Origin of the sequence: Xanthomonas chitinilytica, from assembly GCF_026107455.2 — a bacterium.
Classification (GTDB): domain Bacteria; phylum Pseudomonadota; class Gammaproteobacteria; order Xanthomonadales; family Xanthomonadaceae; genus Stenotrophomonas; species Stenotrophomonas chitinilytica.
Genome location: NZ_JAPCHY010000007.1, coordinates 151104 through 167738, shown reverse-complemented (window position 1 = coordinate 167738; position 16635 = coordinate 151104). Strand labels below are relative to the sequence as shown.

The window sequence follows — 16635 nt, the reverse complement described above, 5'->3', positions numbered from 1 at the left end:
GCCTACGCCTGGTCCGCGCCGCCACCGCCTCGCACAAGCGACAAGCCCGCCATCCGGCTGGCGGGAAGTTGTATCGCATGTACCGGTATCAAGCCGGCAGCGGCCAGATCCGGCAGCAGGTGGTAGAAGACGCTCAGATGAAGGTGGTAGCCCAGGCGCCGGCAGGCATCGGCCAGCAACGATGGGGAAAGGTGCCCATGCCTGGCCAGTATTTCGGGCGCCGCCCGCAACGCCGCTATCCGTGCCGAGGTCGCGCGCAAACCGGCCCGGCGCAGCGCCTGCGCGTGCAGACTTCCCGGGTGGTGGGGGACAGGGCGCGATTCCACCGTCGCTTGCATCGTCATCGCCGTCATTTCCGTTCTCCGCTGATGCGGACGCATGTCGCCATGCGCCCGCGCGATATTCGACTCGGCGGTGGTTACTGCACCTTCGCCGCTATGCGGGTGATGCGGTCGCCCTTCGGGTCGTCCGTGCCGCGCGACTTGTTGATCGCGAAAACATTGCCCTTGCCATCGGCGTACACATGGTTGGGATTGCTGCCGCCATCCAGGTTGGCGACGAGCTTGCCGCTGGCGGTATCGACCACCGCCACGGTGCCGGCGACGCGATTGCTGACATAGGCCAGCTTGCTCGCCGGATCCCAGTCCACGTTCAGTGCGCCGGCGCCGACATATACGTCATGCACGGTCTTGCCGGTCCGCGGATCGACGACCAGCAGGTTGTCGCTGCCCTGGGAAACCACCAGCACACGCTTGTTTTCCGCATCCCAGCCCACGCCGATGGCGCTGCGCGCGTTGTCCAGCGGGAAGACCTTCTCGACCTTGTCCGAAGCGGTGTCGATCACCGCCACTTCGGCTGCGCCCAGGCCCACCGCGTACAGCCGTCCGTTATCGGCATCCAGTTCCAGGCTGGCCGGACGGAAATCCTGGCCGGCCTTGCCCGAGGGGATCTGGATGTGTTCGAGCTGTTCCAGCGTGCGGGTGTCGAATACCGATACGAAGCTGCCGCTGGTGGCCGATACGAAGGCCTTGCCTTGCCCGGCATCGATCACCACATCGCGTGCGTGCGGCACCGCGTCGGCCGGGAACTGCTTGACCAGGGACAGATCGGACTGGTTGTAGACGGCCACCGTGTTCTGGCGGCTGTTGGTGACCCACACGGTGCCGCGGGCATCATCCACGGCAACGCCATAGACGGCGTACAGACCGCTCTCGCGCGGCTTCTGGCCAGGTTGCGGTTCGCGGGCGGGGGCGGGCGCAGGCACGGCGCGGGCGACGATCTGCAACGTCGCCGGATCGACCTTGAGCAGTTCGGACTGTTTCACCGGTGGGCGGCCGATCGCGCTGGTCACGTACACCGCATTGCTGCGGGCGCTGTAGGCCGACTGGTACAGGCCCTGCACCAGTTTGTTGCCGGCGATGGAGAAGCGTTCCTGGCCCGACAACGGCAAGCGCCTGGAGATCTTGAGATCGAAGCTGGAATCGGCCGCGCCCTCGGCCTGTATCGCGACCGGCCAGGCACCCAGCGAAGCATCGCCCGGGACGGTGATCCTGCCGCTGAACCTGCCTTCGGCATCGGCCACGAAGGGCAGGGCGTTCAGCGTGTCGCCGGCCGCCGACAGCGTGACCTTCTGGCCGGCCTTGAAGCCGGTGCCACCCACTTCGACGGTATCGCCGGCCTGGATCAGCGGCGTGGTCGCGCGCACCGTGGGGCCTGCCGAACCACGCCCCGGCGCCTGCGCAGCGGCGGTGCCGGCGGCGCTGGCCAGAACGAGAGCCAGCAGCACGGTGCGCAGGATTCCGCCCGGCGACTTCTGATGCTTCTTCTTCATGGAAACTCCTCTGTTGACCGTGACAACCGATAGGCACGGGTGGATGCTGGACAAGCGACGGGCAGGCGGCCGCCATGACCGCCTGCGTCGTGGAGATCAGAAACGCTGGGTCATGCTGAAGACGACGCGGCGCCCGTCCAGGGTCGAGCTGTAGCCGTCGTCGGTGGTGATCAGCTTGTTGGCGATGTTGTAGATGCCGGCATTCAGGCGCAGATGCTGGCTGACGTTGAAGTTCAGGCCGGCGTCGTAGAACACGTAGGCCCGATTGACCGAATCCGGATCGAACTGGTCCGATAGGTTGCCACGCACGGTCAGGGTCACACCGGAGGTCTTGCCGCGGTAGTTCACCCGGCCCCACACGGTCAGCCGCTCGCCCGGGTCCCAGTACAGCGATGCATTGAACATGTCCTTGGGGTTGTTGTTCAGCGGAATGCCGGTCTGCTGGCCCTGGCTGTACACGGTCTCGGACCAGGTGTAGTTGTGGCGGTAGGTCAGGTTGGGGCGGATGCGATAGTCGAGCGTGTGCTCGACGCCCTTCAGCTCGGCCTCGTCGATGTTGACCGTGGTGGTGTAGCCGGAGGCATTGGCCGGGTAGATGATGCCGTTGAACTCGCACTCCACGTTCTGCTCGCAGATGCGTCCGGTGCGGGTCAGTTTGTTCTTGTAGTCGGTCCTGTATGCGGTCAGGCTGGTGTTCAAGCCCCGTTCCCGGTTGCTGTAGGCGATGCCGATTTCCTTGTTCAGACTCTCTTCCGGCTTCAGGTCCGGATTGCCCAGGCGCATGCCGCCATTGGAGGCAAAGCCGTAATCGGGTGCGGCGTCGCGCAGGCTGGCCACCTTGAAGCCGGAAGTCAGCCCGCCCTTCAGGACCAGGTTGTCGGTCAGGTGGTACACCGCGTAGGCCTTCGGGCTGAAATTGCCGCCGAAATTCTCGTTGTGGTCGTAGCGACCGCTGAGGGTGACCGCGAACTTTTCGCTCAGCGACCAGGTGTCTTCCAGGAAGGCCGCCCAGTGATAGCGGTCCAGCACCGTGTCCGGGAACAGGTTGTTGGTTTCACCGCTTTGCAGCGACTCGTCCTTGTAGTTGATGCCGCCGACGAGATCGTGGTTTTCCAGGAACAGCGTCGCCTGGGTGTTCAGGGTCAACACTTCCATGTGCACGCCGCTGGTGCGGTTTTCGGACTCGTCGTAGTTGACGTACGAGCTCCATGCCAGATTGTCGTACTTGCCGTCGTGGGTGACGAAGTAGCTGTTCCTGACCGACCGGCTCTGGTCGGTCGCGCTGACGGTGGCATCCGGCTCCAGGCTCACCCCGGGGGTACGCGAGCGGTCGCCCTGGATGAAGTTGTTGCCGAAGGTGACGCTGTTGCGTTCGTCGATGTTCCAGCCGAACTTGCTCCCGAAGCTGCGCTGCTTGTATTCGGGCGTCGAATTGCTGCCGCGATAGGTGCTTTCGTCGATGCTCTGGTAGCCGCCGCTCAACTGCAGCGACAACGTGTCCTTCACCAGCGGCGCGTTGACGAGGAAGTCGGTGTTGAACCCATCGGAGCTGATGTCGTTGTCCGCAACGGTGTACTCGGCTGAAACGCTCCCGCTCCACTCGTTGTTGACCTTGCGGGTGATGATGTTGATCACGCCGCCCATCGCATCGGAGCCATACAGGCTGGAAGCGGGGCCGCGGATGACTTCGATCCGCTCGATGGCCTCCAGCGGGGGCAGCAGGTTGACGCTGTTGCCGCCGACGCTGGCGCCGCGCACCAACTGGAATGCATCCAGGCCGGCGACCGGGCGCCCATCCACCAGGAACAGCGTGAACTCGTCGCCCATGCCACGGATGGAGACACCCTGCGACACGCCGCTGCCGGTGATGATGATCCCCGCCACGTCGCGCAGGGCATCGGTGATGTTGGTGTAGGCCTTGCCGCGCAGTTCCTCCGCATCGATCACCGAGATGGTCGCGGGCGCATCCAGGATGTTCTGCTCGTAGCCCGATGCGGTGACAACCAGCGTGTCCATTTCTACGGCTTCCTGGCCGACTCCCTGCTGCGCCATCGCCGGAGGGGTAGGGGCGCCCAGCGCCAGCAATCCGGTGGCAAGCGCAACGGCCAGTGGGTGATGGGCAACGGAACGGCGCAGCATGCAGGCGAAGGACGCAGATGGCCGCTCCTGCTGACGGGCAGGCATTGGCGGTCGGTGAACATCAGCCATCGATATTTCTCCAGAGTCGTGAAGCGATGAAATCCAAATGAGGCAACTCTGGCGGTGTGGCTTGAGTTCGTTGCGGACCGGCTGCCTGGCACATGTGAGGGGCTGCGAACCGGGCGCCATCGAGGCGAGAATGATATTTACTCTCAACTGGAAAAATCAATTAAGCCATTGATTTATATAGCATTTGACACATTGTTTAAGAATTGACACATGCCGGCGGGTCGCGGCCGTTCGGCGTATGGCGGACAATGCGCGACAAGTGCGCCGTGCTCTTTTGCATGCCGGCGGCACATTGCGATGAGTCGCCGGATGGATCGTCCCGGAGCGTCGAGGTCTTCCCTTGCGGCTTCCCGGGAGGTCGGTTCCGGTATCCGCATCGGCTCCCCCTGAAGATGGCGACGCGAATTGACTGTCCCCCACATCCTTGTCGTCGAGGACGACCCTGACATCAGCGCACCGCTGGCAAGGTTCCTGGATGGCAAGGGCTACGCCGTACAGGTGGCCGAAAGCGCCGAGGCTGCCGAGGCTCTTCTCCAGCGCGGCAACATCGACCTGATCCTGCTCGATGTGATGCTGCCGGGAGAAAGCGGGCTGGATTTCTGCCGCCGCCTGCGGCGCACACAGGAAGGGCCGCGCATCATCATGCTCACCGCCCTGTCCGAATCCACCGACAAGGTCGTCGGGCTGGAGCTGGGTGCGGACGACTACGTGACCAAACCGTTCGACCTGCGCGAACTGCTGGCACGCATCCGTGCCGTGCTGCGCCGGGTGCCGGCGGCCGATGCTGCCGGACGGCCGCCTACGCTGGCGTTGGCATTGAAGTTCTCCGGCTTCACCTTCCATCCCCACCGCCGGTTGTTGCGCTCGCCGGCCGGCCTGCGCGTTCCGCTCACCGGTGCCGAGGCCGACCTGTTGCTGACGCTGTGCGAGCACCCGCGGCAGGTGCTCTCGCGCAGGGAATTGATCGACCTGACCCGTGGCGAAGGTTTCCCCATCGTCACCCGTTCGATCGACCTGCTGGTCAGCCGCCTGCGGCGCAAGCTGTCGGGCAACCATCCGCAGGGAGAGCTCATCCAGACCGCCCGTGCCGGCGGATACGCCTTCCAGACCGACGTGACCGCCGACTGATGCGCCGGCTGCTTTCCACCACCCTGGGGCAGATATTCGCCATCGTCGCCTGCTCGACGCTGGCGACGTTCGTGCTGTTCGTCGCGCTGATATTCGCCCAGAACACCGCGCCGCTGCACCGGCCCTGGCCGTGGCCGGTGGCCCACCGCATCATCAGCCTGGTCAACCTGCTGGAAGACGTGCCGGCACAGCATCGCGGGCGCGCCTCGTTGCTGGCTTCCTCGCAGCAGGCGAACCTCACGGCGGTGGTGCGCGACACGGTGTCGGCCTGCACCGGCGATTCGTTGAACGCCCGCGTCCTGGAGGCCGCGTTGCGCGCCGAGCTGCGGAAGCACCCCGGCATGACCGTGGCCACCTGCCCGGGCGAGATGGTGGCCACGGAGATCCAGGTACGCGTGCCGATGGGGCCGCAGGTGCTGGAAGTGCGCACCGGCAACGTCGGCCTGATCCCGGTCAACTTCAACTCCCCGGTGTTCAACGCGCTGCTGTTCATGCTGTTGAGCATCATCGCCCTGTCGTCCTGGGCGATCTGGCGCGTGGTGCGGCCGCTGCGGCGGTTGTCGGAAAAGGCCGAGGCCTTCGGTCGGGAGATTTCCCCCGCGCCGATGGCCGAGGCGGGGCCCACCGAAATCCGCAACCTCACCCGTGCCTTCAACCTGATGCAGGAACGCATCACCCGCTCGATGCAGGAGCGCACGCGGATGCTGGCGGCCATCAGCCACGACCTGCGGACGCCGCTGGCGAGGATGCGCCTGCAGCTGGAGACGGCGCAGCAGGACGCCGACCCGGACAAACTGTTGAAGAACATCGAGCTGATGCAGACGATGGTCAATTCGGTGCTCGGCTTCCTGAACGATGGCTCCGATGGCGAGGAACTGGAATGGCTGGATCTGGACGCGCTGCTGGCGACGTTGTGCGACGACTACCAGGAATGCGGCGCGGACATCCGCTATCAGGGGCCGGGCTGCATTCGCTTCCGCTGCCGGCACGACGCGATCCAGCGCGCGCTGATCAACTTGATCGAGAACGCGCTGCACTACGGGCAGTCGGTCCATGTCAGCGCATCGGTCGGGAGCGGCCGGATCCTGGTCGAGGTGAGGGACGACGGTCCCGGCATACCGTCGGATCGCCTGCAGGACGTGCTCGAGCCGTTCGTCAGCCTGGACTCTTCCCGGAACAGCCGCCCCGGCAGCGTCGGCCTGGGGTTGTCGATCGTGCAGGAGATCGTCCGCGCACATGGCGGGACGCTGGAGCTGGCCAACGGGCAGTCCGGCGGGCTGACCGTCCGCATCGTCTTTCCGGCCGGGGCAGGATGAGTGCGGCACCGGCATCCGCTGCGAACCGTCCGGCTGCCCGGCTGCCTGGCCTGCTCGCGGAATACGGACGCCGGTGATTGCTTCCGCTCTGCTCCGGTGGGCAGCACCTGCCAGTGGGGACCGGCGAACCCGGGAGCGGCCCGATGGAGCCGCGACGCCGGTTGAAGGAGTGGTTGGGTCGGCGCGGATCCGGCCGATGATGCCGTGGCATCGCGGCTCGCGGCGCCACCGGGATTGCCCGGAAGGCGGAGCGCCGGCAGGTGGCGCTGGCGTGGAGGCGATCGCAGTTCGCACCCGACGATGCGGTCGAGTCGGCCGATCGCGCCCATGCCCTTTGGCGCGGCAATGCCGGCGACCGCGCCTCAGGCGATGTCGGTGCGCAGGCTGGCGGCGATCTGGTCGCGCCATGACGGGGCGACCTCCGCTTCGTCGGCGAACCGCGACCATTGCCGCACGGCCTGGCGCACCTGTTCGACGATGGCCCGCGCCCGCGCGGCGTTGATCGATGCGCTGCGGGCGCAGGCGTCGAAATCGGCCAGGCTGAAATCGTCGCGCCGGCCATTGATCGACATCTGGTGGCGGCCGGTCCAGGTACCGCCGGGGTTGTAGGCCCAGGTGATGTCGAAGGCGGGCGAAAGCCGCCAGTGGCCGCGCTTGTCCATCAGGAACGCGATGTTCTTGACGTGGTCGTCCTGGTTGCGGGCGATGACGTTGAACACCATCCGCCGGAACTGCTGTTCCAGTTCCGCCATCGGCAACGCCAGCCGGCGCATGACCAGCAGCGCCTGCTCGTAGCTGTAGGCGTTGGGGTCGTTGAAGTCGAAATGGGCCAGCGCCGCCAGCGACTGCATGTGCAGCTTGCCGCCTTCGGCCGGGCGGTCGAAGCGGCGGGTCATGAAGTGGCGGCGGCCGCCTTCCTCCAGCAGGCGGCACTCGCAGATGTCGATGCCGGCAGCGCGGGCCATCCGCGCATAGGCGTACTCGACCGCGCCATAGCCCTGCGGGTCGGCCAGTTCCTTGTCGCGGTTGTTCTGCACGCCGTCGAACTTGAGCAGCCAGTGGCTGAAGCCGGGGTCGGCCTCGACCTGGCCGGAACGGACTTCGTTGGTGCTCTCGTTCCAGGCGATCACCGCCTTGGCGCGGGCGCCGCCGGCGGAGGTGCCCACGCGCAGGATGTCGCGCAGGGCATCGGCCTTGTCCTCGTCGCCGAACGAGGCGCGCAGGTTGTCGCGGTTGCTCAGCACTTCCGAGGCCAGCGCCACCAGCGCATCGATGTGGATGGTGCTGGCCTTGCGCGGGCGCGGCCCCTGCGCGGGCGCGAATTCCAGCGCGCCCATGCCGCGCGAGCCGGTGTAGCACAGGCGCTCGATGGCGTTGAAGCTTTCCGGGGTCCGCCCCTGGGTCGCCAGCCAGGCGTCGATCAGGGTGTTGCCGTAGCGGTCGGGCAGGGCATCGGCCAGCATGCCCGGCAGGCCGTGGAAGCTGTCGGGGTTGAGGCCGGGGAAGCGGTAGGTGGCGGTGCCGAGCGGCATCATCAGCGGCGCCAGCTGGATGCCGGAACGGACGAATGCCGGGTCGTAGGCGAAGCTGGCGACCCGGTCGCCTTCCTCCAGCGAGACCGCGCCGATCCGGCTGCCCCACAGGTTGACCTGGGCGACGGTGCTCACCGGTCCTCGCCCCAGGTCCAGGGAGTGTCGGGTTCGGCCACGGCATGGGCGTCGGGCCGCGCGCGCCGGCGGGTCCGGCCGCGGCGCTCCAGCAGGTCGATGGGGTTGGCCGCGGCGGCGGGCAGCAGACCTTCCAGGGCGTCCAGCCTTTCCAGCGCGCGCAGGTAACGGATCAGGTTGAACAGCTGGGTGGAGGCGCCGTCTTCCAGGCGTTCCACGGTGCGCTTGGAGATGCCGGCCTTTTCGGCCAGCTGCGCCTGGGTGATCTGGCGGGCCAGCCGCAGCGCGGCCAGGCGCTGCCCCAGTTCGCGGGTCACGGCTTCGTCGCTGAGGATGTTTTCTATGCGCATAAATCGCCACCTCCGGCGACTTGATAGCAATTTACTTCATATTTCGTCAATAAAGGCGAGATATACACATTTCATATTTCGCCAAACATGGCGAAATATGATGGATACTCGAGTCAAATCGCCAATTATGACGATTTCTTCTCCCAATCTCCCGGGGTATCTTCACTCGCCGGGCGTGGCGGCCGAGGTGGGCGCCTTGCTGGCCGCGCGGCGGGCCAGCACCGCTTCGCGGTGGGCGATATAGGCGTTGGAGCCGAGGATGATGGCTGCGCCGATCACGGTCCAGCGGTCCAGGGTCTCGTCGAACAGCCACCAGCCGAACAGCGCCACCAGCGGCAGCTGCATGAAGCTGATCGGCGTCAGCGCCGAGACCTCGCCCAGCCGCAGCGCGCGCGTCCACAGCAGCTGGCCGACGGTGCCGAACACGCCGGTGGCGATCAGCCACAGCCAGGCGATGCCGGCCGGCCATACCCATACGAACATTGCCGGGACCAGCGACAGCGGCACCCAGAACACGTAGGTGTAGAACACCACGGTGTCGGCACCGTCGACGCGGGTGAGCTGCTTTATCTGGATGGCGACCAGCGCGCTGAGCACCGCCGCCAGCACCGCGACCAGGGTGCCGGCCTCGAAGCCGGCGTGGCCCGGGCGCACGATCACCAGCACGCCGACGAAGCCGCAGATCACCGCGGCCCAGCGGCGGATGCGTACGGTTTCGCCCAGCCACAGCACGGCGGCGATGGTCACGAACAGCGGGGTGGAATAGGACAGCGACACCGCCTGCGACAGCGGCAGGTGGCCCACCGCCCAGAATCCGCACAGCATCGAACCCAGGCCGATCGCGCTGCGCAGGAAATAGCGTGGCAGCTGCTGCGTGCGCAACGGCGCGCGGCCCGGACGCAGCAGCATCGGCAGCAGTGCCAGCAGGCCGAAGCCGTTGCGGAAGAAGGCCACCTCCTGGGTCGGCACGTGTGCCGTGGCCAGGCGGATGGCCACGGCCATCACGCCGAACGCCAGGGTGCTGCCGAGCATCAGCAGCGCCGCGCGCAGCGGTGCGGGCAGGGGGGTGATGGCCGCCGCGTTCACCAGCGTTCGCCGATCAGGCGCGGCTCCGGTTCGAGGGGGACGCCGAACTTCTCCAGCACCGAGGCGGAGATCTTGCGCGCCAGTTGCAGCAGTTCCGCGCCGCTGGCGTGGCCATGGTTGACCAGCACCAGCGCATGGCTGTCGGCCACGCCGGCATCGCCCTCGCGATGGCCCTTCCAGCCGCAGGCATCGATCATCCAGGCGGCGGAAACCTTGCGGCGGTCGTCCTGCTCGGCCGGGAACACCGGCAATCGCGGGTAGTGCTGCAGCAGGACGTCCACCTGCTCCAGCGGCAGTACCGGGTTCTTGAAGAAGCTGCCGGCGTTGCCGAGCACGTCCGGGTCGGGCAGCTTGCGACGGCGGATGGCGATGACCGCGTTGGCCACGTCGGCCGCACCGGGCAGTTCCACGCCCATCGCTTCCAGTTCCTCGCGGATGCCGGCGTAGTCCATGCGCAGTTCGTGCAGCAGCGGCAGCTTCAGTTCGATGGCGGCGATCAGGTAGCGGTCGGGTTCCTGCTTGAACACGCTGTCGCGGTAGCCGAAGCGGCAGCCGTCCGCGTCGAAACGCACGAATGCCTGCGCCTGGGTGTCCCAGGCATCGACGGCATGGATGAATTCGCCCACCTGCACGCCGTAGGCGCCGATGTTCTGGATCGGCGCGGCGCCGGCGGTGCCGGGGATCAGGGCCAGGTTTTCCAGCCCGGACAGCCCCTGGGCCAGCGACCACATCACCAGCTGGTGCCAGTTGACGCCGGCGCCGGCGCGGACCACGGCGTGGTCGGCACGGTGTTCGAGGGTGGTGATGTCGTCGTTGCCGAACACCAGCACGGTGTCCGGCGGGTCGGCGGCCAGCAGCACGTTGCTGCCGCTGCCCAGCACCAGCAGCGGCCGCCCGGCGACGGTTTCCAGCGCCTGCGGCAGCGCGGCGGGATCGAATACCTCCAGCAGCCGTGGCGCGGTGGCGGCGACGTGGAAGGTGTTGAGGGCCTGCAGCGGCGTGTTCTCGGTCAGCGACCAGCCGGGATTGCTCATAGCGGGGCGACCGCTCCGCCGCTGGGGGCCTCGCGCCGGCGCCGGATCGCCTCCACGCACTCGCGGATCAGTTCCGGGCCGCGGTAGATCAGGCCGCTGTAGCACTGCACCAGCGAGGCGCCGGCGGACATCTTGGCCACCGCGTCGGCGCCGGAGAGGATGCCGCCCACGCCGATCAGCGGGATCGATTCGGGCAGGCGCGCGCGCAGGCGGCGCAGCACCAGGGTGGATTGCCCCATCAGCGGCGCGCCGGACAGGCCGCCGGCCTCGTGCGCCTGCGGATCGCTTTCGACCAGTTGCCGGGAAACGGTGGTGTTGGTGGCGATGACGCCATCCACCGACAGCTCGGAAAGCACCCGCGCGGCGGCGTCGATGTCGCGGTCGTTGAGGTCCGGCGCCACCTTGACCAGCATCGGCACGCGGCGGCCGTGCTGCGCGGCCAGGCTTTCCTGCGCTTCGCGCAGCTTGCCGATCAGCTGCCGCAACGCCTGTTCTTCCTGCAGCTCGCGCAGGCCGGCGGTGTTGGGCGAGGAAATGTTGACGGTGACGTAGTCGGCCAGCGGATAGACCCGTTCCAGGCAGTGCCGGTAGTCGGCGATGGCCTCTTCGTTGGGGGTGTCCTTGTTCTTGCCGATGTTGATGCCGAGCAGGCCGTCGCGGCGCCGCGCGCGCTCCACGTTCCCGACCAGCGCGTCCACGCCCAGGTTGTTGAAGCCCATGCGGTTGATGATCGCCATGTGCCGCGGCAGGCGGAACATGCGCGGCTTCGGGTTGCCTTCCTGCGGGCGCGGGGTGACGGTGCCGATCTCGACGAAGCCGAAGCCCAGCGCGAACAGCGCATCGATGTGCTCGCCGTTCTTGTCCAGCCCCGCGGCCAGCCCGACCGGGTTGGGGAAGGACAGGCCGAACGCCGGGGTCGGCATCGGCTGGATCTTCCGCGCCAGCAGCGGCGTGGTGCCGGTGCGCCAGGCCAGCTCCAGCGCGGACAGGCCCAGGCCGTGGGCGCGTTCGGCATCGAAGGCAAACAGGAAGGGGCGGGCGAGCGAATACATAGGGGTCAGTTCAGGGTGCCGGCGAAGGCGCGGGTGCGGTAGTCGAAAACGACGTGGCCGTCGCGCGCATGCGCGTCGAACAGCCGTTGCAGGGCTTCGAGCATCGGCGCGTGGCGCGGGTGCCCGGCCTGCGGTGCATAGGAGGAGGACATCAGGCGCCCGCGCAGGGCATCCATGTCCAGTCGCTGGGCATTGGGCAGGCGGATGCTGCCGCGCAGGCCGTCGCCGAACCATGCCTGCATGGTGGCATCGTCCTGGTAGCGCTCGGCCACCGCGCTGTAGTCGGTGCCGAACTCGAGCAGCAGCTGCTCGTAGCCGGCCATGAACGGCGAGCTGTCCAGCTCGCGCGAGTTCCAGTACACCAGCGCCAGCCCGCCGGGGACGAGGATCCGCGCCCACTCGCCGCGGACGGCATCGGTGTCGAACCAGTGGAATGCCTGCGCCGCCGACACCAGCCCGATGCTGGCATCGTCCAGCGTGGTCGCCTCGGCGGTGCCGTCCACCGCGCGGAAGTGCGGGTAACGCTGCAGCCATTGCCCGGCCGCGGCGCGCATGGCGGCGTTCGGTTCCACCGCGACCAGCGGATGGCCGGCGGCCAGGAACATCTGCGAGGAGATGCCGGTGCCGGCGCCGACATCGGCGACCAGGGTGGTCGTGGCGACGCCCAGCGGGCCGTGCAGCCACTCCAGCAGCGCCGGCGGGTAGCCGGGGCGATAGCGGACGTAGTCGGCGACCCGACTGCTGAAACGCTCGCTGGAGGACAGGCCGTGCATGCGGCTCAGGATTGCATGGCGGCGAACCAGGCCAGGCCGCCGAAGAACAGGAAGATGGCCAGGATCGCGAGCACGACGAGGGCGACGTTGATCCAGCCCAGGATCAGGCCGGTGATCGCCAGGCCATCGCCTTCCAGGCGCCCCGGGGCGCGGCGGATCTCGGCCCGCGCCATGTGCCCGGTGATGATCGCGGCGAGGCTGCCGAGCACGGGCATCAGGGTCCAGCCGAGAATGCCGGCCACCAGGCTGATGACGGCGAGGGTGCTGGTCTGGCGAACGGTATTCACGGTATTCATGGGGAAACTCCTTTTCTTGGTCGGGGTTTCGCGGCGGCCGCGCCGCGATGGCGCGCACCGCCATTATCCCAGAATGATCGCCGCCAGGCCCCCGCCGCGGCGGGGGCAAGGCCTCTTACAGGTCGAACTTGATGCCCTGGGCCAGCGGCAGCGAGTCGGAGTAGTTGATGGTGTTGGTCTGCCGGCGCATGTAGACCTTCCATGCGTCCGAGCCGGACTCGCGGCCGCCGCCGGTGTCCTTCTCGCCGCCGAACGCGCCGCCGATCTCTGCGCCGGAGGTGCCGATGTTGACGTTGGCGATGCCGCAGTCGCTGCCGGCCGCCGACAGGAACTTCTCGGCCGCCTTCAGGTTCTGGGTGAAGATCGACGAGGACAGGCCCTGCGGCACGCCGTTCTGCATGTCGATGGCCTCGTCCAGGGTCGCGTATTTCATCACGTACAGGATCGGCGCGAAGGTCTCGTGCTGCACCACCTCGTCGCTGTTCTTCAGGCCGGTGACGATCGCCGGCAGCACGAAGTTGCCCGGACGGTCGATGCGGGTGCCGCCGGTCTCGACGGTGCCGCCGCTGGCCTTGGCCTTCTCGATCGAGGCCAGGAACTGCTCCACCGCGGCCGGGCTGTTGAGCGGGCCCATCAGGTTGGCCGGGTCGGTCGGATCGCCGATCTTGCCCTCGACCTGCTTGTAGGCCTTGACCAGCGTGGCCAGCACGTTGTCGTAGATCGATTCGTGCACGATCAGCCGGCGGGTGGTGGTGCAGCGCTGGCCGGCGGTGCCGACCGCGCCGAACACGATGCCGGGGATGGCCAGTTTCAGGTCGGCGGTCTCGTCCAGGATGATCGCGTTGTTGCCGCCCAGCTCCAGCAGGCAGCGGCCCAGGCGGCGGGCGACCTTCTCGTTGACCAGGCGGCCGACCTGGGTCGAGCCGGTGAAGGAGATCAGCGGCACGCGGCGGTCGTCGACCAGCTTCTCCGACAGCGCGGTGCCGGCGTCGTTGATCAGGAAGAAGATGTCAGGGAAGCCGGCTTCGCGCAGCGCCTCGTTGCAGATCCTCATCGAGGCGATGGCGGTCAGCGGGGTCTTGTTGGACGGCTTCCAGATGCACACGTCGCCGCAGATCGCGGCCAGGAACGCGTTCCAGCTCCACACCGCGACCGGGAAGTTGAACGCGCTGATGATGCCGACCAGGCCCAGCGGCTGGTACTGCTCGTACATGCGGTGGCCGGGGCGCTCGGAGTGCATGGTGTAGCCGTACAGCATGCGGCTCTGGCCGACCGCGAAGTCGGCGATGTCGATCATCTCCTGCACCTCGCCGTCGCCCTCGGGCTTGCTCTTGCCCATCTCCAGCGCGACCAGCGAGCCCAATGCATCCTTGTTCCGGCGCAGCGCTTCGCCGCACAGGCGGATGGCTTCGCCGCGGCGCGGGGCCGGGGTGGTGCGCCAGACCTTGAAGGCTTCCTGGGCGCGGGCGATGACCGTCTCGTAATCGGCGTCGGTGGTGGCCTGGACCTCGGCGATCGCCTCGCCGGTGGTCGGGTTGAGCGGCTTGATCACGCCGGCCCCGGTGGCGGTGGACCACTCGCCGTTGCCGAGGTAGGTGCCAGCGTTGGAAGCGTCGAGGCCGAGCGCCTTGAGCAGGTCAAAGGACATGAAATCTCCTGATTGCTTTGCATTGTTGGGGCGCAGCCGCTGGCAACGGTGGGGTGCGGCATGCAGAACGGCAATTTTAGCAGAGCGGGAGGGGGCGCCCCGTCTGCGACCAGGGGGCAGGGTGCGGCCGACGCGACGGTCATGCGACAATGCCGGCTTCAGGCCCCGTAGCTCAGCTGGATAGAGCGGTCCCCTCCTAAGGGACAGGTCGCACGTTCGAATCGTGTCGGGGCCGCCACTTCGTGGCCTTCGCCGGTTGCGGCCTTGCCGCCGGCTCCCTTCCGCCCGGTGCCGAACCGATCCGATCCCGATGACGCCGAGCTGCCCGCTGAGTTTCCGCAGTTACGATGCCAGCGGCGTGCCGCACCGGCATCGGCATGTGCAACTGGTGCTGCCGGTTCGTGGCGAACTGGAAATGGAGATCGAGGGGCGCGGCGGGCGCCTGGACGTGCTGCATGGGGCGGTGGTCGTACCCGGTTCCCGGCATGTGCAGTGCGGCCGCGGCCAGAACCGTTTCCTGGTCGTGGATTGCGATGCCGGCGACCTGCCCGCGGAGGTGCTGGAGCAGGGGCAGCGGACGCCTTACATGGTCCTGCCGGCAGCGGTGCGGCGGCTGGCCGAGTTCGTGGAGCTGGCCAGTCCCGGGCCCGGCGTGCCGGCGGAAGTGGCCCGGCACGCGTTGCCGCTGTTGCTGCAGGCGTTTTCGGCGGCACCCGGCAGCGGTGGAATGCGGCTGGGGGCGTTGTGCCGGCGGATCGAACTATCGCCTGGCGAGTCCTGGCCGGTGGAGCGCATGGCGCGGCTGGCCGGCATGAGCGCCAGTGCGCTGCATGCGCGGTTCCGCAGCGAGCTGGGGCAGACCCCGCAGGCCTGGCTGTCGCAGCTGCGCCTGCGCTGGGCGCAGGAACAGCTGGCCACGGGAACGCTGCCGATCGCGCAGATCGCCGGCCTGGCCGGCTATTCCGACCAGAGCGCGCTGACCCGCGCCATGCGCCGCGACCTGGGCGTGACGCCCGGCGAGTACCGGCGCCGGCAGCTGTCGTAGTCCGGGTCAACGGTGCGCGTGGATCGGTCAATACAGCCAATGCCGGCCGGACGATGCTGGCCGCGGTTCCTTGCGGATATGGCAGCGGCATGAACGGTCGGATGTGGGGCGGGATCGCCAATGGCGTGGCGTCGGGCGCATTGTGGGGCGTGGTGTTCCTGGCGCCGGCGGTGCTGGCCCGGTTCTCGCCGGTGCAGCTGGCCGCCGCGCGCTATCTCGTCTACGGCCTGATCGCGGTGCTGCTGCTGGCGCCGCGCTGGAGGACCATCCGCGCGCGGGTCGGTCGTACGGAATGGATGGCGCTGCTGCGGCTGAGCCTGCTCGGCAACCTGGTCTACTTCGTGCTGCTGGCGATGGCGGTGCAGTGGAGTGGGGGCGCGGCGGCGTCGCTGATCGTGGGGTTGGTGCCGGTGCTGGTATCGCTGGCCGGGACCCGCGATGCCGGTGCGCTGCCGTTGGCCAGGCTGGCGCCCGCGCTGCTGCTGTGCGTGGCCGGCGTGCTGCTGATGGGGTACGAGGCGATCGCTGCCGGGCATGTCGCCGGATCGGCGCTGCAACGGGTGCTGGGGCTGTTGTGCGCAGTGGGCGCGCTGCTGTCGTGGACGCTGTATTCGGTGGGCAATGCGCGCTGGCTGGTGCGCTGCCCGGACATCTCGGGGCATGACTGGTCGCTGTTGACCGGGGTGGCGACCGGCGGCCTGGCATTGCTGCTGGTGCCGGTGGCGTTCGTCGGCGGAGGCGGGCAGCACGATCCGTCGCAGTGGGCGGGGTTCTGGGCGGTCGCCGCGGCGGTGGCGGTGCTGGCCTCGATCCTGGGCAACGCCTGCTGGAACCGCGCCAGCCGGCTGCTGCCACTGACCCTGAGCGGGCAGATGATCGTGTTCGAGACCCTGTTCGCCCTGCTGTACGGGTTCCTGTGGCAGCAGCGCTGGCCGAGCGGGCTGGAACTGCTGGCCATCGGCTGCCTCGTCGCCGGGGTGATGCTGTGCGCCGCCGCGCACCGGCCGTGGCCGGCGCTGGAAGCCGCGGCATAGACCCGTCGTCGGCGAAGATCCGCGCACGGGCCGGTGTCGCGCGTCCGATGGGTGGGCGACCACCATCGTGGGCCGGCAGGTACCGGAGTACCGGTGCGGGAAAGGGCGGCAGCCGTTGGTCGCAGGTTTTCGCCGCAAGTTGCGCGCTCGATGGGCGATGATGCCGT

At 68.0% G+C, this 16635-nt stretch carries 15 protein-coding genes and 1 tRNA gene; 5 read left to right on the top strand and 11 right to left on the bottom strand.

The window, feature by feature from the left end; translation table 11 throughout:
• Positions 1 to 2: 2 nt before the first annotated feature.
• The 3 genes from OK345_RS09585 to OK345_RS09575 form a co-directional block, all read right to left on the bottom strand.
• On the bottom strand, positions 3 to 353 hold the full coding sequence (locus OK345_RS09585) for a hypothetical protein (protein ID WP_265127742.1): 351 nt from the start codon (positions 351 to 353) through the stop codon (positions 3 to 5).
• Between the two features lie 65 nt (positions 354 to 418).
• Positions 419 to 1831, bottom strand: a complete 1413-nt coding sequence (locus tag OK345_RS09580; RefSeq protein WP_265127741.1) for a beta-propeller fold lactonase family protein — start codon at positions 1829 to 1831, stop codon at positions 419 to 421.
• Between the two features lie 96 nt (positions 1832 to 1927).
• Positions 1928 to 3847, bottom strand: coding sequence for a TonB-dependent receptor domain-containing protein (locus OK345_RS09575; RefSeq protein WP_265127740.1), 1920 nt, complete (start codon positions 3845 to 3847; stop codon positions 1928 to 1930).
• Between the two features lie 597 nt (positions 3848 to 4444).
• On the opposite strand from OK345_RS09575, the gene OK345_RS09570 reads away from it, so the two are divergent.
• Positions 4445 to 5167, top strand: a complete 723-nt coding sequence (locus OK345_RS09570) for a response regulator (RefSeq protein WP_265127739.1) — start codon at positions 4445 to 4447, stop codon at positions 5165 to 5167.
• Positions 5167 to 6483, top strand: coding sequence for an ATP-binding protein (locus OK345_RS09565; protein WP_265127738.1), 1317 nt, complete (start codon positions 5167 to 5169; stop codon positions 6481 to 6483). Before OK345_RS09570 ends, OK345_RS09565 begins: the two co-directional genes overlap by 1 nt.
• A gap of 362 nt (positions 6484 to 6845) precedes the next feature.
• Here the strand turns inward: OK345_RS09565 and OK345_RS09560 are convergent, their stop codons facing one another.
• The 8 genes from OK345_RS09560 to amaB all read right to left on the bottom strand — a co-directional run bounded on the left by OK345_RS09560 (position 6846) and on the right by amaB (position 14389).
• Complete coding sequence (locus tag OK345_RS09560; RefSeq protein WP_265127737.1) at positions 6846 to 8150, bottom strand: type II toxin-antitoxin system HipA family toxin; 1305 nt, start codon at positions 8148 to 8150, stop codon at positions 6846 to 6848.
• Positions 8147 to 8500, bottom strand: coding sequence for a helix-turn-helix domain-containing protein (locus tag OK345_RS09555; RefSeq protein WP_265127736.1), 354 nt, complete (start codon positions 8498 to 8500; stop codon positions 8147 to 8149). The genes OK345_RS09560 and OK345_RS09555 overlap by 4 nt, the downstream gene beginning before the upstream one ends.
• 162 nt (positions 8501 to 8662) lie before the next feature.
• Positions 8663 to 9571, bottom strand: a complete 909-nt coding sequence (locus tag OK345_RS09550) for a DMT family transporter (RefSeq protein ID WP_265127811.1) — start codon at positions 9569 to 9571, stop codon at positions 8663 to 8665.
• A gap of 11 nt (positions 9572 to 9582) precedes the next feature.
• On the bottom strand, positions 9583 to 10620 hold the full coding sequence (murB, locus tag OK345_RS09545) for a UDP-N-acetylmuramate dehydrogenase (protein ID WP_265127735.1): 1038 nt from the start codon (positions 10618 to 10620) through the stop codon (positions 9583 to 9585).
• A complete protein-coding gene (locus OK345_RS09540) occupies positions 10617 to 11672 on the bottom strand; it encodes a quinone-dependent dihydroorotate dehydrogenase (RefSeq protein ID WP_265127734.1) in 1056 nt (351 codons plus the stop codon). The genes murB and OK345_RS09540 overlap by 4 nt, the downstream gene beginning before the upstream one ends.
• A 5-nt stretch (positions 11673 to 11677) precedes the next feature.
• A complete protein-coding gene (locus OK345_RS09535) occupies positions 11678 to 12445 on the bottom strand; it encodes a class I SAM-dependent methyltransferase (RefSeq protein WP_265127733.1) in 768 nt (255 codons plus the stop codon).
• 5 nt (positions 12446 to 12450) lie between these two features.
• Positions 12451 to 12741: a DUF4190 domain-containing protein gene (locus OK345_RS09530; RefSeq protein ID WP_265127732.1), complete on the bottom strand. Its 291-nt coding sequence runs from the start codon at positions 12739 to 12741 to the stop codon at positions 12451 to 12453.
• Between the two features lie 115 nt (positions 12742 to 12856).
• Positions 12857 to 14389: an L-piperidine-6-carboxylate dehydrogenase gene (amaB, locus tag OK345_RS09525; RefSeq protein WP_265127731.1), complete on the bottom strand. Its 1533-nt coding sequence runs from the start codon at positions 14387 to 14389 to the stop codon at positions 12857 to 12859.
• Between the two features lie 161 nt (positions 14390 to 14550).
• On the opposite strand from amaB, the gene OK345_RS09520 reads away from it, so the two are divergent.
• The 3 genes from OK345_RS09520 (at position 14551) to OK345_RS09510 (ending at position 16468) form a co-directional block, all read left to right on the top strand.
• Positions 14551 to 14627, top strand: a tRNA-Arg gene (locus tag OK345_RS09520).
• A 72-nt stretch (positions 14628 to 14699) separates the two neighbouring features.
• On the top strand, positions 14700 to 15434 hold the full coding sequence (locus tag OK345_RS09515) for a helix-turn-helix domain-containing protein (RefSeq protein WP_265127730.1): 735 nt from the start codon (positions 14700 to 14702) through the stop codon (positions 15432 to 15434).
• Positions 15435 to 15523: 89 nt separating this feature from the next.
• The gene (locus OK345_RS09510) at positions 15524 to 16468 is read left to right on the top strand and encodes a DMT family transporter (RefSeq protein ID WP_265127729.1); all 945 of its coding nucleotides are present in this window, start codon (positions 15524 to 15526) and stop codon (positions 16466 to 16468) included.
• The last annotated feature ends 167 nt before the right edge of the window (positions 16469 to 16635 follow it).

What these genes read in the sequence shown, in the direction of transcription:
- OK345_RS09555 (WP_265127736.1), bottom strand. Translation starts at nt 8,500, where the DNA reads ATGCGCATAGAAAACATCCTCAGCGACGAAGCCGTGACCCGCGAACTG.
- OK345_RS09515 (WP_265127730.1), top strand. Translation starts at nt 14,700, where the DNA reads ATGACGCCGAGCTGCCCGCTGAGTTTCCGCAGTTACGATGCCAGCGGC.
- OK345_RS09575 (WP_265127740.1), bottom strand. Translation starts at nt 3,847, where the DNA reads ATGGACACGCTGGTTGTCACCGCATCGGGCTACGAGCAGAACATCCTG.
- OK345_RS09535 (WP_265127733.1), bottom strand. Translation starts at nt 12,445, where the DNA reads ATGCACGGCCTGTCCTCCAGCGAGCGTTTCAGCAGTCGGGTCGCCGAC.
- OK345_RS09565 (WP_265127738.1), top strand. Translation starts at nt 5,167, where the DNA reads ATGCGCCGGCTGCTTTCCACCACCCTGGGGCAGATATTCGCCATCGTC.
- OK345_RS09585 (WP_265127742.1), bottom strand. Translation starts at nt 353, where the DNA reads ATGACGGCGATGACGATGCAAGCGACGGTGGAATCGCGCCCTGTCCCC.
- amaB (WP_265127731.1), bottom strand. Translation starts at nt 14,389, where the DNA reads ATGTCCTTTGACCTGCTCAAGGCGCTCGGCCTCGACGCTTCCAACGCT.
- murB (WP_265127735.1), bottom strand. Translation starts at nt 10,620, where the DNA reads ATGAGCAATCCCGGCTGGTCGCTGACCGAGAACACGCCGCTGCAGGCC.
- OK345_RS09580 (WP_265127741.1), bottom strand. Translation starts at nt 1,831, where the DNA reads ATGAAGAAGAAGCATCAGAAGTCGCCGGGCGGAATCCTGCGCACCGTG.
- OK345_RS09530 (WP_265127732.1), bottom strand. Translation starts at nt 12,741, where the DNA reads ATGAATACCGTGAATACCGTTCGCCAGACCAGCACCCTCGCCGTCATC.
- OK345_RS09540 (WP_265127734.1), bottom strand. Translation starts at nt 11,672, where the DNA reads ATGTATTCGCTCGCCCGCCCCTTCCTGTTTGCCTTCGATGCCGAACGC.
- OK345_RS09510 (WP_265127729.1), top strand. Translation starts at nt 15,524, where the DNA reads ATGAACGGTCGGATGTGGGGCGGGATCGCCAATGGCGTGGCGTCGGGC.